Origin of the sequence: Mycobacterium talmoniae, assembly GCF_001854525.1 — a bacterium.
GTDB classification, from domain to species: Bacteria; Actinomycetota; Actinomycetes; order Mycobacteriales; family Mycobacteriaceae; genus Mycobacterium; species Mycobacterium talmoniae.
Genome location: NZ_MLQM01000282.1, coordinates 1 through 3,624, shown reverse-complemented (window position 1 = coordinate 3,624; position 3,624 = coordinate 1). Strand labels below are relative to the sequence as shown.

The 3,624-nt window shown below is 68.1% G+C and carries 4 protein-coding genes and 2 pseudogenes; 4 read left to right on the top strand and 2 right to left on the bottom strand.

Features of this window, described 5'->3' with window-relative positions; translation table 11 throughout:
• Together BKN37_RS26405 and BKN37_RS26400 are read right to left on the bottom strand one after the other, a co-directional pair.
• Positions 1–302: pseudogene (locus BKN37_RS26405) on the bottom strand (hypothetical protein); the annotation flags it as partial.
• A 6-nt stretch (positions 303–308) separates the two neighbouring features.
• Positions 309–1,241 carry a site-specific integrase gene (locus BKN37_RS26400; RefSeq protein WP_242657372.1) on the bottom strand — a complete coding sequence of 311 codons (933 nt, stop codon included), beginning with the start codon at positions 1,239–1,241 and terminating at the stop codon, positions 309–311.
• A 128-nt stretch (positions 1,242–1,369) separates the two neighbouring features.
• On the opposite strand from BKN37_RS26400, the gene BKN37_RS30075 reads away from it, so the two are divergent.
• The 4 genes and pseudogenes from BKN37_RS30075 to BKN37_RS26380 all read left to right on the top strand — a co-directional run.
• Positions 1,370–1,699 carry a helix-turn-helix domain-containing protein gene (locus tag BKN37_RS30075; protein ID WP_071030184.1) on the top strand — a complete coding sequence of 110 codons (330 nt, stop codon included), beginning with the start codon at positions 1,370–1,372 and terminating at the stop codon, positions 1,697–1,699.
• Positions 1,700–1,858: 159 nt separating this feature from the next.
• Positions 1,859–2,428, top strand: a complete 570-nt coding sequence (locus tag BKN37_RS26390) for a hypothetical protein (RefSeq protein ID WP_242657371.1) — start codon at positions 1,859–1,861, stop codon at positions 2,426–2,428.
• Positions 2,429–2,479: 51 nt separating this feature from the next.
• A complete protein-coding gene (locus tag BKN37_RS26385; protein WP_071030181.1) occupies positions 2,480–3,025 on the top strand; it encodes a DUF6932 family protein in 546 nt (181 codons plus the stop codon).
• Positions 3,012–3,624: pseudogene (locus tag BKN37_RS26380) on the top strand (hypothetical protein); the annotation flags it as partial. The gene BKN37_RS26385 and the pseudogene BKN37_RS26380, both read left to right, overlap by 14 nt.

The following is a 3,624-nucleotide window of genomic DNA, read 5'->3' as shown; positions in this document are numbered from 1 at the left end:
GCCATGATGCGGCTGGCGTGGCTAGCGCTGCCGAACGCGCCATGCAGGACTTTGTGGATGACCATTACCCATGCCGGGTAGTGCGCTGGGCGCCCGGGTGAGTTGGGTGCGCGATCCGGGATCAGGTCGCTGATCGCGTACAACGCCGAATATGACGCGACGGCCCGGACTTTCTCGATTTCGAGCAGCGTGCCGTCGAACGGTGTGTCCAGCGCCTCACGTTTACGCTGGTCGACGCGGCGAGCACCGTAGGCGTCGTCGGCGCGGGGGCGCTGCTGCGACGAACGGTGCTTGGGTGACATGGCGGATCAGTTGTCCTGGCTCCACTGATAGCCGATGAGGGCGGCGGTGCCGTCCAGCGAGCCCGAGCCGGTGAGGTGGGCGGCGGCTTCGATGCGGCCGGTGTCCTCGAAGACACGTCGCGCGGCGTGGGCGGTCAGCGAGGACGGTTTGATCCCGGTAGTTCCGGTCAGTCCGGCGCGGGTCAGGACATCGCGGACGGTGACGCAGACACGGGCCTGGCGCTGGGCATCGGACCCGTCTGAGCCGGTGCAGATGATGGTGTCGGTGGTGGCGCCCCGCTCGTTCAGATGGCTGATTCGTTGGTAGAGCACTCGGCGGGCCCACGTGTCCAGGGGTAGGAGGCGGGCGCGGTGTTTGGTTGAGCCGTGCGCCCACGCGGTGTGGGCGGCGGTACCGATGTCGCCGATGCGGATGTAGCCGAGTTCGCTGGTGTGTGCCCCGGCCAATAGCAGTGCGGTGGTGGCGGCATGTCGGGTGGGGGTGGCGTGCTCGGAGAACAGTCGCACCAGCGCGGCCTCGTCGTCGTATAGCGGGCGGACGGTGGCGGCTTCGCGGTCGGGGACGGTGATGTCGGTGGTCGGGTCATCCAGGGTCAGCCCGAGGCGCCGGGCGGTGCGAAAAAAGGCCCGTACCGCGGCGCGGCGGTTGTGCATGGTCGCCACCGCTGCGGGAGCGACCGAGCCGTGCCGGGAGCGGCCCTTGGCGGCAACGAATTTGGTCACCAGGTCGTGATCGGCGCCCGCGAGGGTGGTGACGTCGTAGGCGGCGGCGAACCGGGTGAACCGGCGGGCGAGCAGAGCAAACTTGTCCAAGGTTTGGGGTGACATCGTCCCGTCGACGGCCCAGGCCGCGACCACGGTGTCCACGGCGGTCACCAGGCTGCCCTCAGCCATGGCAGGTTCCCACGGCAACGGCAGCGTCAGCTGCGCGGTGTTCACCGGTGCCCCATGGCACGTCGCGAGTTGGCATGGCAGAACCTTCCATAGTGGTGCGTATATGCACCAGAATGGTAGGGGTGCGGCTCGGCGTGGATGCCGGGGTGGCCTGCGGGCGATATCGTCAGGTGATGCCGCGCAGTCACGGCGATCAGCCGCCGGTTGTGTATCTGGCCGCTGGAGGATGGCCCGACGGGAACTTGATTCCCGATGCGCCACCGTCGGCATCGGCCGCCCAGCAGGTGGCGCGCGCTCTTCAGGTGGCGATGGCCGAGACCGGGACCGGTCAACGCGCACTGGCCGCGGCCACCGGCATCGCCCACACGACGATCGGCCGGATCCTGGCCGGCACCGTGTTGTGCGACATCGGGACGCTGGCCAACCTCGAACATGCGTTGGGTCGCTCCCTGTGGCCACCCGCTCCGGCGAATGGATCTAACGCGGCAACACGTGGAACATGACACATGTGGCAGAATACAAAGCGTGGAAGCGTTTGTGATTAACCGTGGACGGCGTGTTGCTCTTGACTCGCGTTACATGTGGCAGAACACTAAGAGGCGTGCGCGTAACCCCCGGCGAGACGAAGGCGTACGGCGATGAATAGAGCCAACAGGTCGTTGATGGATCTGATCGAAACCGCGGTGAAGCGTCACGACGGCGCGTCGGGGCGACGCCTGGCCGAGCTTGCCCAGCACGCCGGTCACGACATCTCCCATGCAACACTCAACCGTCTGCGGCAAGGCACCTATGCGTCTCGGCCCACGGACGCCTCGATCCGGGCCATCGCGTACCTGGCCGAAGTTCCTGAAACGGTGGCGTTCGCCGCCGTGGGCGTGCGTCCTCCGGCCGCCGAGCAGTACAAGTTGCCGGCCGAAGCGCAGCGGATGAGCACCCGTCAGCGCCGGGCCCTCGATGAGTTGCTGCGGGCCTTCGTCATCGAGCAGGCGCCACCGTCCGCCCCGAGTTTCGGTGCATTGTTGACCGCGCGCGATGAGTTGGCGGCGGCACTGCACACCGACCGTACCGAAGATGAATCCCTGGCTGAGGCGGCGCGCGCGGTGATCGCGGCGATCGATGACGCCACGGCCGCGCTGTTCAGCGACGTTGAGGACGATCCGGGCGCGCTAGCCGGCGATCAGCACTGGCCGCCGGCCGACGGTGCGCCGCCGCCGGTGTGTGCTGTGGGCTAAACGCGGGAGGATCGCGCCGGATGCGGGCCGAGGGAGGGATGGGCGTTGGTCGTGATACCGGAACTCGGGCCCGACGGAATGTTGCCACCCGGGCGGTATCGGGTGACGCGAGAACAACTGCGGGCCCGCTTTGTTGACGGCCGGGGCCCCACCCGAGCCGAACTGTGGCGCGACTGGGAGGCGGCGACCAACCTGCTGGCGCGCCATGTCCATGTCAACGCCGCCTGGGTGCACGGCCCGTTCCTGTCGCAGGATACCGACCCGCCCGCGGTGCACTGCGTGTACTGGGCCGAGGATTTGGAACTGGACAAAGCGCACCTCGACGTCGCGGCCGCCAAGTTGCTGCGCGCCTTCTCGCGACCGGGTTATGTTCGTCGCCGTCTCGGCATGAAGGTCGATACTCAGATTGCGGCCTGGCATTGCCAACCAGACCCGCGCAACACCGATGACTACTATGCGCAGTACTGCACACGCCGCGGCGAGGTCGACGACCTGCTGCAGCGCTTGGCGCTCGGCTCGGCGGGGGCCGCGCCGGCGCGGGCGGATGCGTGGCCGCGGCGCGGCTATGTGGAGGTGATCATCGATGACTACACCTGACGACGAGCTCGATCGGCTGGAGGCGGCGATCCTGGCCGCGATGGATGCCCCCGACATCGATGAACAGCTACCGGACTGGACCACCGCCGACGACCTGTCCCGCATCGGCATCCAGACGTTGATCGATGCCGACCCGTTCGGGCGCACCCTGGCCTCACACGGCAGCATCCGCATCACCGGCGACGGCGTCACCGGCTCGGCAGCCAAGGTCACCGACGTCGCTCGCGTCATGACCGGATTCCAGAGGGTCGCCACAGCGGTCGGCGCCGCACAGACCGGCGACAAGGCGCTGGGCAAACAACCCAACGCCGACGTGCGGCGCCGCACCGACCTGCTGCTGACCGCCGCGCCCGCCGTCGGATCGATCATCTTGACCTTTACCCCGGCCCTGGCCGCGGTCGATGAGACCGGCGACCCCGGAATGTTCGCCGAACTCGAATCCGAGGACCAGATGCTCGACACCGCCGTTGGCGCGGCCATCGATGTGTTCGCCGCCGGCAACGATATCGGCCCCAGCCCCGATGAATCAGCGTTCGTGCACCAGCTCGGCGCTATGGGCCCGCGCACCGCCTCGGCCGTGCGGGACCTGGCAAAGACTC